The sequence below is a fragment of the Sphingobacterium sp. WOUb80 genome (genome assembly GCF_050058145.1).
In the GTDB taxonomy this organism is placed as follows: domain Bacteria; phylum Bacteroidota; class Bacteroidia; order Sphingobacteriales; family Sphingobacteriaceae; genus Sphingobacterium.
In genome coordinates, this window is sequence record NZ_CP165617.1 from 3,076,141 (window position 1) to 3,099,940 (window position 23,800).

The following is a 23,800-nucleotide window of genomic DNA, read 5'->3' on the forward strand; positions in this document are numbered from 1 at the left end:
TTAGGTAATTTTTAGTACTGTTGCGATATCATTTTGAACGAAACTGTCGGGTACCTGAACCTCAAGAGCATCGTCGAGCTGCCGAAAGGATATCCGATCATTAACGCCCAGTAGCTGTACCCTGCTGACCACACGGGTATTGGGTGCGGAACGCCCCAATGACTTGATTTTAATCGGCTTTTCAGTAGGTATTCCCATAATAAAGGCATACAGTACATTTCCCTTTGTCGTAAAACGAACATCATCACTGGTAAAAGCCTTTCCCTTTCCCTCGTTGAACCCCTGAACATTAAGCGAAGGCGCTTCCTCCTGTGCAGGGCCCTCACCAAAAATACGCCATGGTCTTGTTCCTATAATAGCTTCCCGGTGTACAGCCATCCAGCCCCCTATCCCCTCGACCACTGCTCTAGCTTTGTCATCGATAGATCCATCACCGCGCAGGGGTACACTCAACAATAGGTTACCATTTTTGCTGACCACGTCTATCAGCATATGAATAACGGTCTTGGCAGATTTATATTGATCATTATCATAGATCCGCCGGTCATAATGCCAGGATCCTATGCAGGTACAAGTCTGCCAGGGTTGCGGCTCGATGGCATTACTCTGCCCCCGTTCGATATCCCATACCAGACATTTACGCTGTTGTTCATTGAGGATTTTACCATTAATTACCACATCAACCTTGCCTTTATTGGCCTGCATGCTTTTATTATAAAAATCAGCGGCTATCTCCAGCCCAACATTGCTTATCGGCCAGAGCGGCAGGACGGTATCATCAAAATAAACGATATCGGGTTTGTAATTGTTGATCAATTCCAGGGTCCGGGCCTTAAAATTTTCGCAATACGCCTTTGTTGGTACACTTACCCCCGAATTTACATCCCAATGCCATTGCCGATGAACGGTGTTATCATCCTTACTATCCAAACTAGGCGCATGATCCTGTGCATAAAGTTCCTGCGGATCGTATGCTGCCCACCATTGTCCTGCGCCATCCTTTTTCGTTAATTTCCCATCATAGGGTATACCGGCAAACTTACCTTCTTTATCACTCCGCTGTGCAGTTTCATACCAGGTCCAAGCATGTGCCGCGTGTACACTTACGCCAAACTTAAGACCTCTTTTTCTTGCGGAACGTTCCCAGCCTTTTACAATATCTTTCTTAGGGCCAACATTTACACTATTCCATTTATGGTGGCTGCTGTGGTAAAGGTCTAGATTATCGTGATGGTTGGCCAGTGCCATAAAATACTGTGCACCGGCATTCTTATATAGTTCCATCAGCTCCTCCGGATTCCAGTTTTCGGCTTTCCACCGATGGATCACATCCTTAAAACCGAAGACAGAAGGATGTCCGTATTTTTCAAGATGATATTGATATTGGTCCGATCCCTCCTGATACATACCACGGGCGTACCAATCACCCCGTTCGGGCTCGCATTGTGGTCCCCAATGCGCCCAGATGCCAAATTTGGCATCGCGAAACCAATCAGGTACCTGATAATTTTCAAGTGAGCGCCAATCGGGATGAAAAGGAGCTTTCCCTAGATATGCGTGGGCAGCTCCAAATTTACCAAGGAAAAGGGTCGGAATAGTTGCACCGAGAAACTTAATTGCTGTTCTTCTATCCATTATACGATAATCTTCGGTCAGAATGCTTCGGCCTAAAAGTATGGGACAAAGTCATTCGGTTTATAATTTGTTATCTTCTTTCCTAACAAAAGTACCAGTATTGAACCATCAAAGAAACTACATAATCGATGAATACTTGCACAATATCGATATTGGTGTTTTACCGAAGCATGGTATAATAATTTATAATCTTTTGGAGAAATATCAACAATATTTCACATCTTTGAAACAGTTTATGCAATCGATTGAATTAACCATTTAACGCATATTTCGGATATTTTTCCGACCTATTTTTAAAAGAAAAAAAAAAGATAAACTTAATGGAATATTTTCCGCTATTGAAACACCGTTCTGATGAAATCATAAAATTCATTGCGAATTGCGGTATATTTTCCTTACTGCTCAACACGGGTAAGGTCATCCATTTTACACCAGACGATCCCGATCATTTTATCGAATGGTTAAGTAAGAAGGGAATCAAAAACATCAAAGGACAACAATCCGTTCATCCAAGGGAAGAAGAGATTGCTGTCTAACTTAATTTTGGGGTAAATCAGTGGTGTTGGTAGGGGGGAAAGTCCAGCCATAGATCCAATCCAGCTGTTGAATTTGTTTGTCGATAAAGTAAGGAAGCAGGCGATCGCGAAACCAGGCCGCTATTGGGTTTGTTTTTGTTTTAGTATCCCCCACTTTTCGGGCACTTGCTATGATTTTTTCGACTCGGGGCTGACGTAGCGACTGAAAAAGTTCAAAAGCTTTTTGGTAATCCCGATGCCTTTTCAAAAGCTCTGCGAGCACTACTGTATCTTCCAGGGCAAGTGCAGCTCCCTGCCCGATATGAGGCGAGATGCCATGCGCTGCATCGCCAATAAGACAAACCCGCCCCTTGTACCATTTAGGCAACCTAGGCAAATCATAAACCGGATAGGCTATGATCTCATGGCTGTTGGTTATAATTTTGGAAAACAATGGATCGTCATTTTTATGAATGTCGAGCAGCTGCTGCTGAATTTCGCCTTTCAGCGTTTTCCTAATTTCCGTAGAGCTCGGTTCCTGCGCTCTAAAATAATTATTGAACCACCATACTTCACCTTTATCGGAAACCGAATAGGCAAAAAAACCACGTTCAGCAAAGGTCATCTGTATGGATTCCGACGGCTTAGCGAGCTCTGGCAGCCAAGCATAACCACCGGTCGAGATCAGCTTGCTATATCGAAGTACAGATAAATCTGGAAATAAACGATTTCTGACGGTCGAAAACATACCGTCACAGGCGATCATCAGGTCTCCGGAAACCGAAGTTCCGTCGGCAAAATAGGCGGTAACACCATCTTCTGCTTCCTGAAAACTGACGAACGTTTTACCATATCTTATCTTTATACCCGCATCTGCCGCCGCTTCCCGAATATGCTTATTCAGGTTTGCCCGTCTTAATTGAAGGGTTTCAACCGTATATTTTTGCAGTTGATATTGGGTATCAAGCTTGGCGATCTGTTTTCCCCGTGCATTGAAAAAAATCATTGAAGCGCTTGTATAGTCCTCTTTTAGCGCATTTAAATCCACAAATTCCTTCAACACATTCAATCCATTCGGGCTAAGCCCCAAAAAGGCCCCCTCCTGCCTATTGCTGTCCATTCGGGATTCGAAAATTTCAACGTCATCACCTATTTTTCTGAGCTGCAATGCCAGTATTGGCCCAGCAGCACCAGCGCCGATAATAATCACTTTCTTATTCATCGTCTTTTTCTTTAATTTTTAATCCGGGTATCAGTAAAAAATTGAGCACAAAAAATAGGGCCACCCGCAAGTCATTCAAATGGCGCCATTGCGCAGCTTTCTCTTTTAGGATAAGGTCCACAGTATCATTGTGAGGCAATCGCTGAAATTCCATCAGCGTGGGTGCAAAGTAGATCAAAGTCCAGATCCGAATGCCCAGATGGGCCAAAAATACCGCCACCATCAAATTTCGGCGCTTTTTTATTTTCCAATTATAACATAAAGCGACGATAAAGATAATTTCATGCAGGCTGTGCATCACAATCCAGAAAACCTTAAAATCCAGAGCATAGGATTTCTGAAAGACAATCAGGGAAGAAGGTGGCGCTGCTGTCCATGCAGGCACCATGAGTGCTGTTTCCCAAAGCTGGGCACCATTCATCAGAAAGTATGCGCAGATGGAATAAAACAGCCATTGGGTAGCTTTGGAGAATGTATGGGTATTTTGCATATCGAGTAATTATCGTTAATTTTCAGTACAAAACTACCTCGCTTCCATCGCATCAACTTGCAAAAAAAGGAGTAAAACTAGTAAATTAGGGAACCATGGGATTTGAATTCAAAAATGAAGGAAAGCCATTTAAAATGGCTTTTGATGAAGACAGCTTTAGGGGCAGGGATTTTAAAGATGAGGTCTTTAAAATCAAGCTGCCTGATGGTGAGCTCTCATCAAAACAATGGATTTTTGACGGGATCAAAATCCTGTATGCAGAAGCCGATCTCGACAGGCCGGCTGAACTTGACTGGACAGGCGATACAGAACTGGTAAGCATGCATTTTAACCTGCAAGGGAGCACATCAATCCAACAGGATGGGATGAACGGGACTTTTGAACTGAAAAAAAATCAACACAATTTATTCTACGGTACACAGGCTTCGGGTAAAATGAGGTTTGATGAACTAAAAATGAAATCCTTTATGATCCAATTTCAGAAGGATGCCTTTTTGGATATATCAAAAAATGGAAATGAATCCCTCCAAAGATTTGCGGACAAGATCGTATCAGGTAGTCCCACCGCATTTTCAGACAGCAATTTAAACATCGATTTATCACAGCTGAACTGTATCCGTTCGATTTTGAACTGCGATTACTCGGCCGGTCTCAAGAAGATGTTTTTTCTGTCAAAGACGATTGAATTACTGGTCTTACAGGCCGAATCTTTTCATAACAGCCGATTTTCAGCAGCAGCCTATCTAAAATATGATGAAGATAAAGAACGGATTATATTTGCCCGCGATTACCTGGTCAAAAATATGGAGTCGCCACCTTCGCTGATTGAGCTGGCAAAGATAGTGGGTATAAATGAATACAAACTCAAACGGGGATTTAAAGAGGTATTCCATCAAACCGCATTTTCCTATCTTTCCGATCTGCGTCTGGAGCTGGCAAAAAACCAGCTGCTCGAGGGTAAAAAACAAGCCACTGAAATCGCTTTTGAACTGGGCTACTGTTCACTGCAGCATTTTAGCAGTGCGTTTAAGAAAAAGTTTGCCATCAGCCCCAATCAGGTCAGACCATGAGCGTACACCAAAGAAACAACTTATCGATCAGTCCAAGGTATTCATCACTTGTATTAAACTTCGCATATCCTGCTGAATAGCACGAATAGTCGCCTGCAATTCATTGTGCATATTGGCCAGATCGTGTAGTTCCCCAGCAGCAAAAGTTCCACCATCTCTAAAATACAACTGCTGAAGGGGACTATCCTGCTGATCGTCCAACCCATAACGGAGCCAGCGTTGCCGCGTTGTTTCGATCAGCGAGTGATTTTCAGAATTGCTAAATTTCTTCTCCGATAAAATCCCCCAGACCGAGTTCGGATAGATCAGGGCCTTATTATTCTGATACCAGATACTTTCAAGCATATTGCGCTGCAGCTGCATCTTGACCTTTTTGCCTTTGGGGTTGAGGGTCATAAATCCCAAAACCGCTGTGCCTACCCCTCCGGCGATGCTCAGTCCATTATTGAGGTCGTCATTCTTGACCGTAGTTGCTGTCACAGCTGTCACAGCCCCCAGAAGGATAGAAGCCACCGTCAAACGGGTCTGCGTTTTCGCATTCAGTTCGTCCATATAACCTGCTAGCTTATCGATACGTTCACCATTGCAGTCCAGCTCTGCTGCAATAGCATTCAATTCCGTTTCAAACAGCATATACTTTTCGATCATCTGTTGTCTCGCAGCCAATTTTAGCGGTGCATTAGCCGGACTATCCAAATATTGGATAAGTGGTGCTGTCAAATTGAGGTATTTGATCAGTACAAAATCATGATAAGAAAAAACATTCCTTATCCGGATACTATCCTTAGCAGTGATTTCCTGTATCGGAATTGAGGTATAGGCCACATTGGGCGCACAGTAGTTTGTCGTCAAGGTATGCACCTGAACATTGTTGATCAGCGTGGAACAACCTGTCAACAGCAATAGGGACAAAAAGAGAAATGATCTGAGCGTTACAAGAAGTCTATTCATTGCCTAAGGTTATGCCTTGTTTTTTAAAACAATAAGCTTATCAGAATGTTTTTGATAAGCCATACTTTTAACTTGTATAAGAAAACCCACCTTTATTTTTTTTGAAAATCCTTCCGTAGGAGCTTTCAAAAGATATTTTTTTAATATATTTAAATAGAAGACAATAATGAATTGCCGACAACGCGCTGCCATTGCGAATAAACCAGCTTAGCAACAAACAAGATAGCATATTTATGAAGAAGACCACTTTTCGGAACCTATTTATCGCCCTGTCCTTTATTGTGATCCTATTGCCTATATACCCCTCCATCCAGTCTTATTTTAGCAAAAGGTGCATTACAGAAAAATATGGCGTCGATTACAATGAACAGCGCAAAAAACTGGGTTTATATATCCTTCCAGCCAGCTGGGGCCGAAGAAATCTCGATTCCTGCATCATCTGGTACAATCCAAGCGGCCATGTAGGACATCGCTGGAAAAATATAGCTTTCAAGGGTTGTAACATACAAAATGAACTTGATCTTTTCGCTTTCGGATATGACGCCGAAAAGAAGCTATACACCAAGGTACTGGAAGTGGAGGCCATTTATGATGTACAGGCAAAAGTTGTGGATATCCGCTATAAAGTGCAGACGGCATCATCCAGCAGACCCACTACAAAAGCTGAGGCTGATTCGTTGATCCGGACGCTGGGGAATGTTGATCCCAAGTGATCCTTCCATAGTAATCGCTAGCCGCCGCGGTAATCAGATTAACGATCGTCCGTAGAAACCTAAAAAATTCTCTTGAAACACCAGGAGAATCAGCTTACTTCCAAATCCTGAGGGTATCAAATACAGCGTAGCCCAACTGGTTATTGCCGGCAAGCTGATAGAGTCCTACCCGAAGCTTTATTCCGTTCAGATCCTTTCGTAGAAATGGCGTATTGGGAAGATCCTTCCACTTCATGCCATCGGCCGAGCAGCGCAAAAAGAAATAATCGCCCACTTTTTGGATCTGGAGGTAGGGCAAAAAATTTAGGCCCGTCCCCGTGTTTCCTTCCTGAAAAACCTGTGGTCCAATGCTCCGCGATAGATTTCCCAGGTTCCACCCGGTCAAAATACAATTGTTGATGTAAGCATTTGTGCTGTCTGCTCGCTGAATCATGATTCCTGCTTCATTGGATGTACGGGTTTTACTTTCCAGTCCGACCACATCGCTGACCTTGACTTCCAGCGTAAAATCCCCCTCAAGTTCTTTATAAATGAATGGTACCGGGAACGCTACATCACCCCATTTCGTATCTTTGGACTGGATTCTTCCACTATCGATTTGCCAGGATATCGCTGTCTGTGTACTATCGTCCCATACATTGGCCTGATAGCCATCCCAAAAAGGAATTTTCTTATCCGCGGCCTTATCATTCGGCAGATTAGATGCCCGGAGCAGAGACGGTTTTTGCTCCGGTACAGACTTTACCAAAGCCCTGCTCACATGACCAAAGGCATCCTTTGCCAAAATTTCGATCGATTTGCCGATTTCGGAGGCCCCAAAAAGATAGTAGGGCTCCTGCTTCCAGCCTGAGCTTCCGCTTTCGGAACGGAACAGATACCATAGTCCCCACTGTTTTTCGACCTGCACAAAAATCTGATCGGCATTGATAAAGCGCGGCGGAGAAAGCACCACCGGTGCAACACGATCGAGACCGCTAACCAATCCCTCCTTCCATAGCCTAAATTTTGTATTCACCTCACCTGCATTCAGCGTATGGGGGTATACACGAAAGAAATGTAAAGGATGGGCCAGTTCGATTTTGTTCTCTTTTACCTGCAGCAGCTTATTAGCCAAAGCTGGCTTTTCGACCTTCCCATTCCGGTAAAAGATTTTGTTGCTGCCATCAACAACAACAACCCCATGCTGCCATGCCCCACCATCATACCAGTCAAAATCCATCGCGTAATCTTTTCGCTGCAATAGCGTAGTCAAAGCTCCCGCCGCAAAGGCCTTTCCGCGTAGTGCGAGTCTATTTCCCTGAACAACAACTTCCCCATCTTGCACCGTCACCAGCGTATCTAGTGCTGTCCCCTGGTTTCTCAACGTATTGACCTTTCCCAGATTTAAATCATCAGTTTGCAGCGCAAAGAAGTGCTGTTTGGGAACCTCATTTGCCAGTTTGGCCACAGATTCCTCATCTAGACTTGTATTATAGAAATGCAAACTAGCAACATAACCCGAAAAATTCTGGTCCAGTATATCCGAAGCTCCAAGGACAAAAGATTCCCCCGGATTGACAAATAGCATCCTATTTTCCTTGCGCTCCAGTTTTCCATCGACATAAATAGACTCCTCATAACCATCAAAAGATAGCACTAGATGATGCCAGGTATTCGGACTGGGTACCGAGGAATAGCCCATATCAGGCCAGGATCCGTGGATGACCGCCCCCTGCTTCGGGTCGCTGCCGTAACCAAATATCGCTTTGCTGAGCTCCTGCGCCCCCGACGACCAAGCAATCAGCTGCTCAAGCCTTTCAATTGCTGGATTATTGACCCACAGCGCAAGACTGTAAGAACTATTCCCAGCCAGGGATTTTGGTACAGCAAAGTTCGAACGCAATGCCGTGGTTCCATCAAAGAAAAAGGCCTTCTTCCCCTGATAGTTTTTAATGGCCAGAGCTTGTTCTGTCCTGAATGCCCCCTGCAGAGAACCCTTATTTTGAATATAAGAGAGCTGCTCTCCTTCGCGATAATCCATGGCATCAATATGCAGCAGATCTAGTCGTTTTACGCCGCTGGCAGGCATCTGCTGCGGCAAGGACCATACCGTTTCTTGTGCAAGCCGCTGGGCATATACCCGCATATTCCACAGCCCGCGCGGCAGCCCATTCAACTGCGCATTCAGCACCTGAAGCCTAACATATCTTGCCCTTGTTTTACTATGCTCCACAATCGGGCTTGCCCAGCGGTTATTGGCCGACCTATCGGCGAAAACCGTCCACGAGTCGCCGTCTACGGAAGTTTCTAGCCGATATTGATAGGCATAAGTTGGATATTCAAACTGAATAGAAATCGTCTGTACTGTCTCGGCCTTGCCCAAGTCAATCGTTATCCAGGCCGGTCCCATATTATTTTTTGCCCGCCAGAGCGTCCCATTATTATGATCGACCGCGAAAGAAGGTCTAAAATCGTTGTTGTAGAACGAGGAAGCTTTTACCGTTTTACCGAAGGCAAGGTCCTCTGGCCCCGCAGCCGACGGAAGCAGGTCCGCAACACCTTGATGCGTCGGCTTTACCTTTTCGATATCGCCCTCCGCTGTAAAAAAAAGCTCATCTAGCGCAACCTGACGATGAAAACCACCACCCGAATGCGGATTATTGTGTCTGTGATAAACGATAAAGTAGCGATTATCCTGCTCGAGTATACTATGGTGCCCCGGACCATGAATACTGCCATCCGTGTTAGTGACCAATACCGGATTTTGTGATGGATATTCAAAAGGGCCCATAGGACCGGTTTTACTTTTAACATACTGCACACGGTAAGTCTCATCTTCGCAATGTCCCGAGGAATACATCAAATAATAAATGCCCTTGCGCTTAAACATATAGGGAGCCTCAAAAAATTCCTTTGCTACCGTATTGGGGATCAACTGTACCTTTTCAAAGCTTTTCATATCCTCGTTCAGCAGCCCCACAGCACATCCGTGATCGGGATAGATGCCCCAGGTCCCCCAATACATATAGATACGGCCATCGTCGTCGCGGAAAGTCTGTCCATCGAGGGTGATCACCCCCGGAATCCTATAGTTAGGAATGATCGATTTGCCATCCGGGGCCAACGGTTCCCAAGGACCTGTCGGATGATCCGACACTGCTCCAAAGATCTCCACTGGCTGACTATAATACAGGTAATACCTCCCGTCGTATCCCTGCGTCATATCAGGTGCCCAATACCAGTGCGTATTGGGCCAGTTCATCGGCCGAATTGTCCAATTCTTCAAATCCTTGGAGGTCCATACCTGCGATGGTCCGGCCCCCCAGCCATTGCCATCGGTTGTGGCATAGATATAATAGGTATCACCAATTTTTTTAATGGTCGGATCGGCGAAATAGCCCGGCAGCAATGGATTCAGCACATTCGGCTGCTGCCAAGGTGTTAAAGACTGCGCAAAAGTCGTCCCCGAGGACAAGAGCAGTATAGCCAAAACTGTAAAATAAAGATAATGCTTCCTCATAGCGCAAAGTTTATCGGTTGAAAAAGACAGCTTCTTCAGTCAATTTTATAATAAATAAAACCTATGATAAATGTCAATTTTACATTAAATTTATAAATCAGGAACAACATGACAAATTTTAAGGTCAAATCGGTTAAAAATGGGCTATTGAAGGTTAAAATCTACCCATAAATACAAGCTGTAATCGTCCATCTTTGTAAGAGCAATGACCTTCGCTGTCTTATCATGAGTAATAAAATATCTAAAATGAATCTTAAAAAAAGCTATTGGATCCTATTTGCGCTCGTATGTACCCAGTTTCCAAGCCGCGTATATAGCCAGCAGGATGAACATCCCGTATGGAAAGCTGTCAAAGCGCAACAAGCCACCTTGGGCGTAGAAGAGGGAGCCAAAAGCTTTACCCTCAAAAATCTGCATGTGGCGATCCTCAATGCATCGCAGACCCTCTCCTCCTTTCGTCCCAACGGTAGCGAAAAGGATTTTGACTATACACCTGTTGAACTTCTGCACAAAAGGGACCGTAACCAGTTTTTTCATATCGGCGATATCACGATCAGTTTGCGCCGACAGGGCGATACCACATGGACAGCTTATTCATCGGCTGCGGACCGGAAGCCTGTAAAAGCGCTCAGCCCTGCAAAAAATAGCCTAGCCAGTGCCGATATCAGCCCTACACTTAGCAATATCCCATTAAAGGTTGTCCGCAGCTGGCAGGATGATCAGGGTGATCTGATCCTGAGCTTTGAACTGACAAACCCCAACGATTATCCCATCGAAATTGGTTCGCTGGGTATTCCCCTTCCATTCAACAACAACATGGACTGGAAAAACCTCGATCAGGCGCATGCCCAGAATGTCTTTTTTGATCCCTATATCGGCCGGGATGCCGGCTACTTACAGGTCAACCGTTTACATGGCCGTGGCCCGAGTCTGCTGGTATTACCCTACAAGAATGCGGGCTTTGAAGCCTACAATCCGCTCAACAGCGATCCGACACCCCGCAGTATTACCTTTGAGGGATTTCACGAATGGCTGATCCACAGTAAGGCGCATGCCGATACCGACTGGAAGGGTGTAGAGCAGTGGAATACACCGACCTCGACCGTATTGAAACCCCGTGAATCCAAAACCTTTGCACTCAAATTTGTCCTTGCGCCGAGCATCCGTGACATTGAGTCGGAATTATTGAAAAACAACAGACCTGTGGCAGTGGGCACTCCGGGTTATGTCCTTCCTATGGACAATCCCGCCAAGCTTTTTGTCAAACACAATCAGGCTATCAAAAGTGTCAGCGTCTATCCCGAAGGTGCGCTGACCCTAACAAAAAAAGGGAATACCCCACATCAATGGACCGAATACCAGGTACAGGGCAACCGCTGGGGACGTGCCCGTCTGACGATCAACTACCGAGATGGCATGACGCAGACGATTCACTATAAAGTGATCAAATCGGAAAAAGAAGTCGTACAGGACCTGGGTCATTTCCTCACCACCAAGCAGTGGTATGAAAATGATAAAGATCTATTTGGCCGGTCACCATCTGTTATATCGTATGACTACGAAGAACAGCAGCCCATCACCCAAAATAAGAGCGCCTGGTTTGCGGGTTTAAGTGACGAAGCTGGTGCAGCAAGCTGGCTGGCAGCCATGATGAAGCAAGTGCTGCAGCCCGATCTGCAGGAGATAGCCAAGCTTAAGCGATTTGTCAATGAAACCCTCTACGGCCGCATCCAGCATCGGGAAGGTGACAAGAAATACGGCGTTGTCAAAAGCCTCTTTTATTATGAACCTGATTCCATGCCCGCCGGCACCTACCGGTCGGATATCAACTGGAAGACTTGGGCTGCTTGGCCGAAAAAAGAAGCCGATGATATTGGCCGGTCTTACAATTATCCACACGTTGCGGCAGCACATTGGGTCATGTATCGCCTTGCACGCAATTACACGAATCTCGTCAATGAAGAAAGCTGGCAAACTTACCTCGAAAGAGCTTACCAGACCAGCATGGCCATGGTCGAAAAAGCGCCTTATTATGCCCAGTTCGGTCAGATGGAAGGCAGTATATTCCTGATCGTTCTCAACGACCTGCGCAGGGAGGGGTTGACCCTGATGGCCAATAACCTGGAGGCGGCTATGCGTAAGCGCGCAGAACATTGGAAAACCCTCAATTATCCTTTCGGAAGCGAAATGCCCTGGGACTCCACCGGTCAGGAAGAAGTATACCTGTGGTCCCGCTTTTTTGGTTTCGACGACAAAGCCCAGGTGACACTCAATGCCATTATTGCCTACATGCCTACGGTACCGCACTGGGGTTACAATGGCAGCGCACGCCGATATTGGGACTTTGTATATGGCGGTAAGCTTTCCCGCATCGAGCGCCAACTGCATCACTATGGTTCGGCTCTCAATGCCATTCCCGTCCTGACGGCCTATCGCGACCATCCCGATGATTTTTACCTGCTCCGTATCGGTCATGCCGGCATGATGGGCGCACTGGCCAATGTCACCCAAGATGGTTTTGGCCCCGGAGCATTCCACTCCTACCCTTCCACACTGGCCAATGATGGAATATCCGGAGACTACGGAACGGGATTTTATGGCTATGCTGTCAACTCGGGAACCTATATTGTTGAGCATCCTGAATTTGGCTGGCTCGCTTTTAGTGGCAACCTCAAAACAGAGAAACAACAGGTGAAAGTTGCCCTGACAACAGCTTCCAAGGGCCGTATATTCCTGGCTAAAGAAAATCTCTGGCTGACGACAGATGCAGGTGAGATTGCCGAACTGCACTACGATCAGAAAGACCGCAGCGTTACACTGGTTTTCAACAGTAATCCAGCCCAGAATATCGCGCATATTTTGCTCAATGTAAATCCCGAAAGCCATTATGAGCTGGAAGGAATCAGCAAGGATCAACTGAACCGCTATGAAATTCCCTTGTCGAAGAAAACAGTAAAACTGAAAAAGCTGCCCTAGAACAGCATGCAGAAAGCAGCCTGCTTAAACACAGGTTATCTATAAAAAAGCTATATACACTATATGTAGGCAGTCATAAGACAGTACCAAAATCGGGTTTCCATTTAGCTGGAAGCCCGATTTTGTTTAGCTGGCAATGTAAAAGCCTATTTATTTAAAAAATAATCTACTAATTTTATAGACTTTATTTTTTATTCCCTATATTTGCTTATCATATTCAATCAACTAAACTTTTTTAACATTTAAGATCCTTTATGAAAAATCAACAATCCCACATCGTATCCATGCGAATGTGCTACTAACAAAAACTGCAGTGCTCTGCTGCTGAAACATTCCCTAGAAATATAGTACAAGTAATCAATTGGCGTTGGCACTTGTTTAATTTTTAACTATTAATCCAAATCTTATGAAAAACATTGGGGTACCGCTGTATTCTATCTATTTTCTATTGTTCTTTTTTTGGGTACAGCCCAGCTATTCACAGGACAAACCCAAACCTATCGTAAACGCGACACTTGAGGGCCGTATCATCGACTCATCAACAAAACAGCCTATCGAAGATGTCACCGTGCAGCTGGATGCTGTTACCCACAGCGTAAAGACCGATCGCGAGGGCAGGTTCCAGTTTGTGACCGGACAGAAACTTCCTTTTAAGGTTAAGTTGAGCCACCTCAACTACAAGTCTCTGTCGCTTGTTATCGACAAAAGTCCCATCCTGATAGCGCTCAGCCCGGCAAACAAAGACCTTGAAGAAGTCGTGGTAACAGGAGTCGCACAAGGTACCAGCCGCAAAAAACTATCCTTTGCACTCACCAAAGTAGACCAGGAGCTGATCGGCACCGTTCCTTCCCTCGATGCTTCCACGAGTCTACGCGGTAAAGTCGCCGGTCTTCGCATCGACCAATCTGGCGGCAACGCCGGAGCATCGGTTTATCTCCGGGGATCAAAGTCGGTCACTGGGGAAATAGAACCTCTTATAGTTGTAGACGGTTTTGTCACAGCACTCAAACTCGCTGACATCAATCCAAATGACATTGAAAGCATCGAAGTTGTAAAGGGAGCAGCTGCTTCGGCATTATATGGAACCCGTGGTGAGGGCGGTGTTATTCAGGTACTGACCAAGAACGGTAAAAAAGAAGGAAAGCTGAATATCAATGTCGACAATGAACTCGGTTATTCCAGTCTTTTATTACTTCCACCGCTTTCTGATCAGCATCATTTCAAGGTCAACCCCGACGGCTCCTTCCTACTGGTTAATGGTGCACGGGTGATCGACTACAAAGAAAATGGTTTTTCGGTCAACCTGCACCCCTATAAAGATTATGTGGACAACACAAAAAATCTATTGGGTCGCACCAGTTATTTCACCAATTCGATTGCTGCTGCCGCAAGCGGAGAAAAATACAATATCTATTTATCTGCGCAGAATCAGCATAAGGGAGGTGTATCTCCGGTCGTTGATGCCGACAAAAGACAAAACATCCTTTTCAATCTAGGTTACAGGGTTTCGCCCAAGATCACGGCAGACCTGACAACACAGTATAGCTTCTTCAATACACCTTCGAGCGCTGTATCTAGCCGTTCAGATGGGTTGCTTTATTCCACCTTGCTCGTCGAGCCCTTTATTGATCTGAGTGAAAAAGACGAGTCCGGCAAATATGTTTATCTGCCCAAAGGAAGCAATCTTTCGGGACAGCAGTGGACCAATCCATTCTATCGGCTAAGCAATGAAGAATACGCCTACCAAACCGAGAATCTCCTGCTCGGCGGAAAACTCCGGTATGCCATCACAGAACACCTGAGTGCCGAGGGAGCAATTTCTTTGCAGACAAAACAGTACAATACCGAAGAATATTACCCCAAAGGTTATCAGACCATCGTTCCGGACGTCGTGCTCAACAATGGCAATTATGCCTTGCGGACCACAAAAAGTACCAGCAAAAACGGTCAGTTTCAGTTAAACTACAACCGCCGCAGCGGTCTTGTGGACTGGGGGCTGACAGCGAAATATGTCTATGAATTTTCGTCCCAGACAGGTTTCAATGCTTCAGGACGTAATCTCACTGCCCCTGTCAAGAGCTTGGATGTGACCGAACCCAGCACGCGGGTCATCGGGTCGTCCTGGGAAAAAACGGTCAATCACGGTTATTTTCTGAATGCCAAATTTGCCTGGGCTGATAAGCTATTTGTGGATGTACTGGGCCGCTTGGACCAAAGTTCAAGATTCGGACGTGACGTAGGTACGGCCTTTTTTCCGCGGATATCCGCCGCATACCGACTCACACAGGATATCCATCTAGCCCCATTGACGGAGTTTAAGCTCCGCGCTGCCTACGGTAAAGCCGGGAGCCTTCCTCCTTTTGGCGCCAAAGACAGCAGGGTCAGCATCACCAATACTGGCGGTGTCAGTTATACCCAAAATGACAATACAGACCTTAAAAGAGCGGTGACCGCCGAGACAGAACTTGGCTTTGATGCGATTCTCTTCAAGCGGTTAAACGTACAGTTCAACTATGCTTTCTCCAATAGTACCAACGACTTTATATCGGTACCTGCCTTTACCCCTATTTCAGGTTCGGCAAGTATCTATGACAATTTAGGTGCTGTGAAGTCCAATTCGCTCGAACTCGAAGTGAACGGCAAGGTACTGGAAAAGAAAAAGTTCAGCTGGTCGTCGGGACTTACTTTCAGCCGTGTCCGCAGCCGCATTACTTCCCTGGGCGATGTTCCCGAATTCACCTACAATGGCTATCGAAAAGCTGTTGGAGCGAGTACCACTGCAATTTATGGGTATAGCATCCATTCAGATCTCGCACAACTGCAAACCAATAGCGATGGCTACGTCATCAATGCCGGTGACGGTACCAAGCGCATAGCCGATTATGTGGTCAATGAATTTGGCGTTGTGGTCGAAAAGGCAGCCCTGGGAACGGCAACCGAAGCGCCCGTATTTTATGTCAATGCAGCCACAGGCAATGCAAAGATCATCGGCGATGCCAATCCGGATTTCATTGTCGGTTTTGCAAATACATTCAACTATGGACGGTTTTCACTTTATAGTGTGCTGGATTGGCAGCAGGGCGGTCAAAAATTCAATGAAACAGCCCAATACCTGACCTATGTCTACCGTTCGCAGTTTTCTGACCGGAGTGCCGCTGCCGGCAAGCCGCTCAATTTCACCACACAAGTATTCAATGCTTCGCAAGTGACCGACTATTGGATCGAAAAAACAACCTATTTGGCCCTTCGGGAGCTTTCTTTGTCCTACAAGCTTCCAACAGAAAAACTTGGGCTAGCGAAGGTCTTAAAAAATGCCAATCTATCCTTAATCGGACGAAACCTATTCATCTGGACAAACTTTAAGGGTGTCAATGTAGACGGCATCGGGCAAGACGGGTTCAATTACCCTTCCTATCGGATCATTTCCGGAAAGCTAACATTCAATTTTTAACCTGACCATCAACATGAAATATATGAGAAAGATATTTTTGGGCATAGCCACTATTTTAGCATTAGGTTCCTGCGAATCGATCGGATTTGATGACCCCTCAACGCTCACCAATGCTGAAGCCGTAGAAAAGATAAAAAGCCTGGGCTATGTACTCACAACAAGCAGTATTCAGACGGCCTTTAATACAACGACCAATAATGCCGGCGGTTCACATTTCAGTCTCTGGGCCGATCAGTCTACCAATACCAACGGCAGCCAGTCCTGGTGGGACTTTGCCAACGAGCCGCGGTTGCGCCTCAATAATAACGCCGCTTACCGTGGAAATGCCGCTGTACGGGAGGTATATTCCAATTTCTATCAATCCAACCTGGACGCCACCAAAGTAATCGATCTGATTGAAAACCAAAAGCTGACAATCTATGACGACAAAGGTGCCGACCGCACCCGGGATTGCCTCATCGGGGCCTACTATGCAAAAGGAGTTTCCCAAGGTTATCTGGGCGCCATATTTGACCGCGGACTGATTGTCGACGATATCAATTTAAAGCTCAAAGAGTTTCCGAATTCCTACAAGGAGCTGATAGAAAATGGCATCAAACATCTGGATAAAACTTTACAGCTTATCGCCGAGACACCCAACCTAAATTTTGATTTTCTGAAAGGAGTAACGATTTCCAAGGCTGACTTAGTCCTGCTGATCAATTCCCTATCGGCCCGCATCCTATCCTCGGTACCACGCGACAAAGCTGAAGCTGAAACCTTAGGCGCCGCACATTGGAACAGAGTTCTTGCCTATGCCGACAAAGGATTTACCAAAGACTTTACCATCACGACGACTGTTGGCGGTTATTATAATGCTTTGGTCGATGTGCTCGAAAGGCCTTATGGGACCGCATCCTATGTTCCGGCCGATATCAAGATCGCCTACCTCGCGGACAAAACAAAGAAAACTCCGAGTGCCTATCCTACAGATAACAGCATTATTTTGGCACCGATTGAGTCGGACGATAAACGTTTCTACCAATATTTCACCTATACAAGTAACTTTGGTATTCTCCTTGAGGCGCGCGGAAGAGGGTTATTCAGCAATTACATGCGGTCCAGATGGATGTACCCAAAATTGTCTACCCTCAATGTCGCCGGTGCTGTCAATCCTTACTTTCTGGCCGAAGAAACACGGTTATTGCGGGCTGAAGCCAAGTATTGGCTCAAAGATTATGAAGGATCAGCAGCAGAGCTAAATGCTACGGAGGCATCACGCAAACAAAAAGGAAACCTTCCCGATGTAACAGCCAGCGCAAACGCGTTGCGTGATGCGATTCACTACGAATATGCAATAGAAATCGATGGTGCTGGCGGAACATTTGTACCCTTTACATTTATGCGCAGAAACGATCTGTTACAGGGCGGGACACCAACGCAATTTCCCATTCCCCAGATCCAACTGGAGCTAATTGGTGAGCCTGTTTACACCTTTGGCGGGAAAGATGCTGCCGGAGAAAAAGGCAAATTTGGCGAACTGGGAACAGCACGTGATAATGGCTGGAAATCAGCTTCGAAATAAGCAGGCGGAGCGACCACACGAACTAACCCCCTATTATATAGGCCTTCTGTTTTCTGCGCTGCACCCAGCAGCGCAAAAACAAAGGCCATTTTTTTAACTCAGCAGCTTTTGTTGAAAAGCAAAACGGATCAGGTCGGCTGTATTTTTGCTTTTGGTCTTGTCCATGAGATTCTGACGGTGCCCTTCGACAGTCCGTTTGCTCAAAAAGATCTTATCTGCAATTTCGACAGCCGTAAACCCATGCGCAATAAGTTCGAGCACGGCAAACTCTCTTTCCGAGATTTCATACTGCGCCAGGCGTGAAGCCACATCCACAGCCGTACTCCGCTCGACATCAAAATTTTCCATAAAACGCAGACCGAAATTGGTCATTAGATATCGATGTCCCTGCGACAACCTCAATAATCCAAAGACAATCTCATCATAATCCCCGCCTTTAGACAAGTACCCCTCTGCGCCGCTGCGAAAAGCTTCGGCTACCTCAGCAGGCTCTTCTATCATAGAGAGTACAGCAAACTTGAGATCCGGGTATATTTTTTTTGCCATCCGGATGAAACTTATGCCATCCATGCCCTGCATATTCAGATCTGTTAATACCAGATCCGGCAATGTATTCTGTTCAAGATAGATCAATGCATCCTCTGCACTGTCAACTTCCTCTGCCACCGAAAGCTTGTCGTGGGAATCAATTATCAAGCGTATCCCGTTCCGCACAAGCCGATGGTCATCAACTAAAAGAATTTTAGTCATTTTTCCTCCAATCTTACTAAGGTACTTTATTTTTTTAATAAGTTATTTTTTAAAAAATAGTTCAAGTATAAATACAAGAAATCCTATTTTATCTTCCGCCATATTTTCTCTTTGCCCAGCTGGTTATAGTTGGAAGCCAGCACCGAGAAGCGCAGCGTCTCCTGACTACCCAGCGCGAGATAGCCGAATGTTTCGAGGCTTTCGTCAAACAAGGACAGGACCTTGGCCTGCAGCGATGTGTCAAAATAGATCAGCACGTTGCGGCACAGAATGAGCTGAAAGGCATTGAAAGAAGCGTCGCTCACCAGATTATGCGAAGCAAAGACAATGCGCTCCTGCAAACTGGAATTGAGCTTCACCCAATTGTAATTTGCCGTGTAATAGGATGAAAAATCAGCCTTGCCGGCCGAAAGCTGATAATTCTCGACATAGGACTTAAGGTTTGCCATGGGAATAACAGCCCTCTTTGCCTGTTCGAGCACGGTAGGATTAATATCGGTGGCATAGATCAATGATTTGTGCAGCAGTTTGGCCTCCTGAAGTAGGATGGCCAAAGAATACGCCTCCTCTCCCGTCGCACAGCCAGCTACCCAAATGCGTATAAAGGGTGAAGTCCCCAATTTGGGAAGGATCTCATGGCGGAGATACGCAAAAAAGCTGGGGTCGCGAAACATTTCAGTCACGTTGACCGTCATCTTTTCAACAAACCGCTGCAGGTAATCCGGATCATGGACAATACGGTAGCGCAGTTCGGCAAAACTCGCAAAATTGTCTAGCAGACAAAGTTGGTTGAGCCGACGCGAAAGGGAGGCTTTCGTGTAATGCGTAAAATCGTAACCATAGAGACGCTCCACATCTTCCATCAGGACCATCACCTGCTCTTGGCTTACAATTTTTTTGCCTGCTGTCATCTGGCTATTTCCGTTATCATCTGCACCAAAAGTTCAATATCGATCGGCTTGGAGATATAACCATTAGCTCCCGCGGCGAGGCATTTTTCACGATCGCCGGTCATGGCCTGTGCCGTCACCGCGATAATAGGCAATTCATTGGCATTCCATGATCTACGGATCAACTGCGTAGCCTCATAGCCGTCTATCTCGGGCATCATCATGTCCATCAAGACAAGGCCTATACCCGCATGATCCCGCAGCTGGGCAAGCCCCTCAGCCGCAGAAAGACAGCCCATTGCCTGAAAACCTCGTGATTTCAAGGCCAATTTCAACGCAAATATATTGTTCTGATCATCGTCAATTACCAATACGGTTTTATTCTTATCCATCTCTTTATCTATTGCCTTTTTATTTATAGGTCTACCGTTATTCATACATCCACACTCGCAGCAGGGACAGGAGCTGATCGATATCTACCGGTTTGGATATATAATCAGACGCGCCCGCAGCAATACATTTCTCCCGGTCTCCCATCATTGATTTGGCTGTAACAGCAATGATAGGCATATCCTCGTAACGCGGATTATTTCGAATCGAAGCAATCGTTTCGTAGCCATCCATCTCCGGCATCATCATATCCATCAGGATCACCGATACATCCGAATTTTCTTCCAGCTGTTTGAGTGCATCCTTTCCGTCGGTTGCCGGGACGACGGTCATCTGATACTTTTCGAGTGCCTTGGTGAGGGAGAAGATATTGCGGATATCATCATCCGCTACAAGTACCTTTTTACCCTGCAGGACATCCTGCAAAAAGCCGAGTCTACCGCTGGTTTTAGCAGCAGGACCATTATTTTCTTCGACGAGATGCAAAAATAATCCTACTTCATCCAAAATGCGCTGATAGGAATTTGCTGTTTTTACAATGATGGAATCTGCATAACGTTTTAATTTCATTTCCTCCACCTGCGAAAGGTTCTTACCGGTAAATACAATAATCGGCAAGTTTTCGAGTCCCTGGTTACGTTTGACAGCTTCCAGTGTCTCGTAGCCCACGCGGTCTGGGACACCCATATCAAGGATCACACAGTCGGCGGTATCCGAGCTCAGGGCAGCAATGCTGTCCTCCACATTGCTTTTGATCTCCGAAGCAATGTTAAAACTTCCGAGGAAAAGCGACAGGGCTGCCGCATGTTTGGGATTTTCTTCAACAATAAGTACTTTTTTGGGATGACGTGTGAGGGCATCCTCTATTTTGCGAAACATATCACCCATCTGTTCCAGTGCCATCGGTTTATTGATAAAGTCTATGGCGCCCTGAAGCAGACTTTCTCTTTTGACCTGCAGAGAAGACATGATGTGTACCGGTATATGTCTTGTTTTGGGATTTTCTTTGATCTCAGCCATGACCTGCCAGCCATCTTTGAGCGGAAGCTGAATATCCAGCAAGACCGCCAGTGGCATATAACGTGCGACCATCTCGGCCGCGATATCACCGCGCACCACCACGATCCCTTTGTAGTTTTGTTGGCGCGTATATTTGAGCAGAATCTTTGCGAACTCAATATCATCTTCGACGATCAGGATAAAACGGTCGCCAGCCACGATGCTGTCGCGATCATCCGGAATATCCGCTGGAATAGGTATTTCCAGTGACTTTTCTACAGGCTGCACTTCCTGCGGTGGCAATTGCTCTGTCAGTTCGGGCTTTTCCTCCGTGGCAACTGGCCGCGCCTGCTGCGCGCCAAAAGCGGCCACCATGTCACCTGAAATCTGCTCGGGAAGAATCAGGCGAAATACACTACCTTTATTTTCTTCGCTATCCAGCAAGATTTCGCCACCGAGCAGACGCGCAAGCTCCCTGCTGATGGAGAGGCCCAACCCAGTACCGCCAAATTTGCGGCGAGTAGAACCATCGGCTTGCTGAAAAGCCTCAAATATGAGATGCTGTTTGTCTTTTGGTATGCCGATACCCGTATCGCGCACTTCAAATACTATCCGCTTTCCGGATGATTGTTCGCGATCAATAACTAAGGTTACCTTGCCCGAAGCCGTAAATTTAATGGCGTTGGAGAGTAAATTACGTAAAATCTGATCCAAGCGCTGTTTGTCCGTTTCCAGCTGGGCCGGTAATCCTACCGCGGTGCTCATTTCCAATCCGAGCTGCTTGTCGGCGGCGATCGGTCCAAACATAGCCGAAAGGCCATTCAGTACATCGGCAAAAAATACAGGCTGTACATCTAGATCCATTTTTCCGGATTCTATTTTGGAAAGGTCCAGAATTTCGTCAATCAAGGTCAGCAGGCTTTTTCCCGAACTCTGGATCACGGCTGCCGATTCCATCTGCTCGTCATTGAGGTTGCCATCCGAATTTTCGGCCATCAAACGAGAAAGCAAAAGAATTGAATTGAGCGGGGTGCGCAGTTCATGCGACATATTGGCTAAAAATTCAGATTTATAGCGTGTACTTTGTGCAAGTTCCGCCGCTTTCTTCTGAATTTCCTTGTTGCGTTCGGCGATCTCTATATTCTTGTCTTCCAGCAATCTCGACCGCTCCTCCAGTTCACGGTTGGACTGCACCAATTCCTCCTGCTGCACGCGGAGTTCTTCTTCCGAAGCCTGCAGTTTATGGGTATGCATTTCGAGGCTCGAATTGAGCGATTCCAGCTCGGTATGCTGCGCCTGCAGCTCTTCGGTCTGTGCCTGGGTCTCCTCCAATAAATTCTGCACCACCAGCCTGGCTTGTGCCGCAGCGAGTGTAGTACCTACCTTCTGCACAGCATCCCTGAAGAATGCAAGCTGTAAGGAAGAAAAAGGCTGTAATGACCCCAGCTCCATCACGCCGATACATTGATTACCATCAAAAACAGGCAGGATAAAAAGGTTGTTCACCTGTACCTTTCCGGCGGCAAAACTGATGACATAACGGGTATTTTCGAGGTTTTCGAATAATTTCTCTTTGGCATCTTTAAAGACCTGGCCAACCATGCCCTCGCCTGGAGCAAAGCGTTTATGGTCGGGATCTTCGAGTCCATAAGATCCCCTTAAGACCAGCTGATCTTGCTCCATCAGATAGATTGCTCCATTGACGCAACTGCCGTATGGGATAAGATGCGCTAAAGTAAGCGCTGTAAGCTCCTCCTGCAGTTTATTACCCATCAGCTGATTGCTGAGTTGCGTCAGTCCAGCCTGATGCCAGTTGTTGTTATTGAGTTCACCAAAAGAAGTTTTCAGCGACCTGGCCATTTCATTGAGCGATCCCGTCAAACTGCCTAGATCGTCCTGTTCGGCATCCTGTATCTGCATATCGTAGTGGCCGGCGGCAATCTCGCGGGCAATACGCTGGGTAATGCTCAGCCGGCGCTGGATTTCTTCATCTTTACGTTTCAGATCCTGTTGCAGCTGCTCCCGTTTAAAGAAATCTGCCCGCAGGCGGAAGTAAAAAAAGACGGTAATCAGCAGAGAAACCACCGCAGCCAACAAAACAAATATGGAGGTATAACCCGATGAACGTCCAAGTTCATCCGAACGCTTATTGAGCAAAAATTCTTCTTTATCGATAATCTGGCCGATCAATACACGGCAGCTATCCATGTAAGTCTTCCCCTCTTCGAGTTGGGAAACCGTGACCATGCCACCTCGTTTTTTGATATTGACCAGATTTTCAAGTCTATCTAACCGGGATTGCACAAGCGTAGATAAGGTATCGATTACCTGTTGCTGCTCCGGATTATCGGAAGTTAAATCATGCGCGCGGCTCAGCGATTGAGGAAGCGATTGGAGACCCGTTTTATAAGGGTCCAAAAACTTGTCCATACCCGTCAGCAGAAAGCCGCGCTGGCCTGTCTCGGCATTCTGCAGATCCTGCAGAATTTTGTTGACACGGCTCATGACCCTCCGGCTGTGATCGACCATCGTACTATTGTGGATCTGTTTGCGGATACTGACATATGAAGCCGTTGAACTCGCTAACAGGATCAACAGTGAAATTCCAAAACCTATCTGCAGGTTTCTTAAAATAGTTTTAGGCATGCTTTTCAACAATTGTGTTAAGACAGTGCCAACTGATGG

The 23,800-nt window shown here is 46.1% G+C and carries 15 protein-coding genes; 6 read left to right on the forward strand and 9 right to left on the reverse strand.

Going from position 1 to position 23,800, the window contains the following annotated elements; all coding sequences use genetic code 11:
• Positions 1–1,635: an alpha-L-fucosidase gene (locus tag AB1Z56_RS12995; RefSeq protein WP_426792258.1), complete on the reverse strand. Its 1,635-nt coding sequence runs from the start codon at positions 1,633–1,635 to the stop codon at positions 1–3.
• Positions 1,636–1,955: 320 nt separating this feature from the next.
• Here AB1Z56_RS12995 and AB1Z56_RS13000 point away from each other — a divergent pair, with 320 nt between their 5' ends.
• A complete protein-coding gene (locus AB1Z56_RS13000; protein ID WP_426792259.1) occupies positions 1,956–2,171 on the forward strand; it encodes a hypothetical protein in 216 nt (71 codons plus the stop codon).
• A 1-nt stretch (position 2,172) separates the two neighbouring features.
• On the opposite strand, the gene AB1Z56_RS13005 is transcribed toward AB1Z56_RS13000, so the two are convergent.
• Both AB1Z56_RS13005 and AB1Z56_RS13010 read right to left on the reverse strand, forming a co-directional pair.
• Entirely contained in the window at positions 2,173–3,372 is a 1,200-nt protein-coding gene (locus tag AB1Z56_RS13005; protein WP_309362872.1) for an FAD-dependent oxidoreductase, read from the reverse strand.
• A complete protein-coding gene (locus AB1Z56_RS13010) occupies positions 3,365–3,862 on the reverse strand; it encodes a transposase (RefSeq protein WP_426792260.1) in 498 nt (165 codons plus the stop codon). The genes AB1Z56_RS13005 and AB1Z56_RS13010 overlap by 8 nt, the downstream gene beginning before the upstream one ends.
• Positions 3,863–3,957: 95 nt before the next feature.
• Here AB1Z56_RS13010 and AB1Z56_RS13015 point away from each other — a divergent pair, with 95 nt between their 5' ends.
• Positions 3,958–4,932 carry a helix-turn-helix domain-containing protein gene (locus AB1Z56_RS13015; RefSeq protein ID WP_426792261.1) on the forward strand — a complete coding sequence of 325 codons (975 nt, stop codon included), beginning with the start codon at positions 3,958–3,960 and terminating at the stop codon, positions 4,930–4,932.
• A 27-nt stretch (positions 4,933–4,959) separates the two neighbouring features.
• Here the strand turns inward: AB1Z56_RS13015 and AB1Z56_RS13020 are convergent, their stop codons facing one another.
• On the reverse strand, positions 4,960–5,883 hold the full coding sequence (locus tag AB1Z56_RS13020) for a hypothetical protein (RefSeq protein WP_309362866.1): 924 nt from the start codon (positions 5,881–5,883) through the stop codon (positions 4,960–4,962).
• Positions 5,884–6,116: 233 nt separating this feature from the next.
• Between AB1Z56_RS13020 and AB1Z56_RS13025 the strand changes: the two genes are divergently transcribed.
• Positions 6,117–6,596 (forward strand): hypothetical protein, encoded by a 480-nt coding sequence (locus tag AB1Z56_RS13025; RefSeq protein ID WP_309362864.1) that lies wholly within the window; start codon positions 6,117–6,119, stop codon positions 6,594–6,596.
• Positions 6,597–6,690: 94 nt separating this feature from the next.
• On the opposite strand, the gene AB1Z56_RS13030 is transcribed toward AB1Z56_RS13025, so the two are convergent.
• Complete coding sequence (locus tag AB1Z56_RS13030) at positions 6,691–10,095, reverse strand: family 43 glycosylhydrolase (RefSeq protein WP_426792262.1); 3,405 nt, start codon at positions 10,093–10,095, stop codon at positions 6,691–6,693.
• Between the two features lie 246 nt (positions 10,096–10,341).
• Here AB1Z56_RS13030 and AB1Z56_RS13035 point away from each other — a divergent pair, with 246 nt between their 5' ends.
• The 3 genes from AB1Z56_RS13035 (at position 10,342) to AB1Z56_RS13045 (ending at position 18,086) form a co-directional block, all read left to right on the forward strand.
• On the forward strand, positions 10,342–13,071 hold the full coding sequence (locus tag AB1Z56_RS13035) for a DUF5695 domain-containing protein (RefSeq protein ID WP_426792263.1): 2,730 nt from the start codon (positions 10,342–10,344) through the stop codon (positions 13,069–13,071).
• Positions 13,072–13,477: 406 nt separating this feature from the next.
• Entirely contained in the window at positions 13,478–16,522 is a 3,045-nt protein-coding gene (locus AB1Z56_RS13040) for a SusC/RagA family TonB-linked outer membrane protein (RefSeq protein WP_309362858.1), read from the forward strand.
• Between the two features lie 22 nt (positions 16,523–16,544).
• Positions 16,545–18,086 (forward strand): hypothetical protein, encoded by a 1,542-nt coding sequence (locus AB1Z56_RS13045; protein WP_426792264.1) that lies wholly within the window; start codon positions 16,545–16,547, stop codon positions 18,084–18,086.
• 93 nt (positions 18,087–18,179) lie between these two features.
• On the opposite strand, the gene AB1Z56_RS13050 is transcribed toward AB1Z56_RS13045, so the two are convergent.
• From AB1Z56_RS13050 to AB1Z56_RS13065, 4 genes are all read right to left on the reverse strand, one after another.
• Complete coding sequence (locus AB1Z56_RS13050; RefSeq protein ID WP_309362854.1) at positions 18,180–18,836, reverse strand: response regulator transcription factor; 657 nt, start codon at positions 18,834–18,836, stop codon at positions 18,180–18,182.
• An 83-nt stretch (positions 18,837–18,919) separates the two neighbouring features.
• Complete coding sequence (locus AB1Z56_RS13055) at positions 18,920–19,747, reverse strand: CheR family methyltransferase (protein ID WP_426792265.1); 828 nt, start codon at positions 19,745–19,747, stop codon at positions 18,920–18,922.
• Complete coding sequence (locus AB1Z56_RS13060; protein WP_426792266.1) at positions 19,744–20,118, reverse strand: response regulator; 375 nt, start codon at positions 20,116–20,118, stop codon at positions 19,744–19,746. Before AB1Z56_RS13060 ends, AB1Z56_RS13055 begins: the two co-directional genes overlap by 4 nt.
• 37 nt (positions 20,119–20,155) lie before the next feature.
• Entirely contained in the window at positions 20,156–23,761 is a 3,606-nt protein-coding gene (locus AB1Z56_RS13065; RefSeq protein ID WP_426792267.1) for a response regulator, read from the reverse strand.
• Positions 23,762–23,800: the final 39 nt, after the last annotated feature.